This window comes from Mesobacillus sp. (assembly GCF_049588175.1).
Classification (GTDB): Bacteria; Bacillota; Bacilli; order Bacillales; family Cytobacillaceae; genus Mesobacillus.
This window is the reverse complement of the sequence record NZ_JBAVFI010000041.1, coordinates 1-1,855: the sequence shown is the minus strand read 5'-3', so window position 1 is coordinate 1,855 and position 1,855 is coordinate 1. Positions and strand designations below refer to the sequence as shown.

Sequence of the window (1,855 nt, the reverse complement as noted above, 5' to 3'; positions counted from 1 at the left end):
GCATAAACATGCTAACCGAAGCAAATGAATCAAGTGAAGGGCCAGCCCATTTTGTGATTGAAGATCCAGACGGCAACCAGATTCTTGTCGACCAGCACAGATAAATCAGAACATGGGGACGGTTCTCATGTTCACGGTTCTGCGAAGCAAAGGGACGTACCCTTTGCTTCTTTCTCTTGGATTCAAGCTGGGGTCAGGATTCAAAGCATTGTAAACTTATGTGGCAATTTGAAGCTAAAAGGAAAATGATGAATAGTTCAACCCAAATGGAAGCACAAGATACGTCCCCTTGCTTCAACGCTTCCACGCTCTTCTCAAAACTCTGAATGTCATTTAAAAGAAAGGAAATAATATCACTATTCTTTTGGACATTTAGGGGGAAACACATGGATATTATGTCTGGTACGTATTATTGGCCTGGAACTTTCCCTTCTCCTCCTTCCTATCCTCGGTTAGACGGGGATCTTGAATGTGATGTTTTGATTGTTGGAGGAGGAAGTTCGGCTGCGCAATGTGCTTATTATCTTGCGGACTCTGGCTTAAAAGTGACAGTTATCGAGAAAGGGAAGATTGGGAGCGGCAGCACTAGTTCGAATACGGCGCTCATTCAATATTCTGGGGAAAAAATGTTCACAAACCTGATTAACTCCTTCGGAAAAGAGTATATTTCAAGGCATTTACAGCTGCTGCAGGAAGCCATCAATGAAATAGAAGCAGCATCAAAGGCGGCTGACATCGATTGTGAATTTTCCCGGAGAGATTCGCTTTATTCTGCAAGCTGCAGTGAGGATGTCGATAAGCTAAAAAAAGAATACGAGTTTTTACAGCAGCAAGGCTTGAAAGTGGATTTTCTATTAAAAGAAGAGATTGAGGAGAAATATCCTTTCAGCAGGGATGCCGCCATCTATTCCTATGGCGATGGCGAGCTGAATCCTTTCAAGTTTACTCATGCGTTAATGGACCATGCTGCAAGCAAGGGGATCCAGGTGTTTGAAAACACCGAGATGAATGGCCATCACTATGATTCACAAACGAAACGGATGGTCATTTCTACTAAAGCCGGCCACTCCATCTCTGCAGGCCGTGTGATTTTTGCTGCAGGCTATGAGGGAATCGATATCAGAAAGGAGCTGCTCGTTTCTTTCGTCAGTACGTATACCGTCACGTCAAAGCCTGTGGACGACCTATCCTCTTGGTACAATCGCACGCTTTTATGGGAAACTGCCAGGCCATATTTATATTTACGGACAACAGCAGATAACCGGATCATTATTGGCGGACTTGATGACAATACCAATTATCCCGAAGACCGGGACAGTAAACTGATTCATAAGAGAGACAAGCTGGTCGAAGAGTTTAACAAAATGTTCCCTTCAATCAAGTTTGAACCGGAGTATTCTTTAGCTGCTTTTTACGGAGGGACGACGGACGGCCTTCCGATCATTGGGATATATGACGAATATCCGAACAGCTATTTCCTCCTGGCGTTTGGCGACAACGGTACCGTATACAGCCAATTGCTGGCGAAAATCATTGCGGAGGATATTATGAAAGGAAACAGCCCGGATCTGGAGCTATACTTACAGGACAGGCCACTTGTGGCAAAGAAATAATCGGAGCAAAGGGATGTTCCTTTTGCTTCTTTTGATGAGTTTTGTTCATTGTAAAAGTATTGATGTATTACAAAACGGAAGCATAAGATGCGTCCCCATGCTCCGTCTAAAAAAATGGAAGCACAAGAAACGTCCCTGTGCTTCCACATTCATATTTCATCTAAATGAGGAAATAATAATTTCGAGGTGAAATTATGGATAAGGAAAAATTACAACTTACTTCTTCTGAGATTGGTTCATTG

Annotated in this window: 1 protein-coding gene; it reads left to right on the top strand. The window is 43.1% G+C overall.

The window, feature by feature from the left end; translation table 11 throughout:
- Positions 1 to 386 precede the first annotated feature (386 nt).
- Positions 387 to 1,613: an NAD(P)/FAD-dependent oxidoreductase gene (locus tag WB217_RS00905; protein ID WP_423989769.1), complete on the top strand. Its 1,227-nt coding sequence runs from the start codon at positions 387 to 389 to the stop codon at positions 1,611 to 1,613.
- Positions 1,614 to 1,855 lie beyond the last annotated feature (242 nt).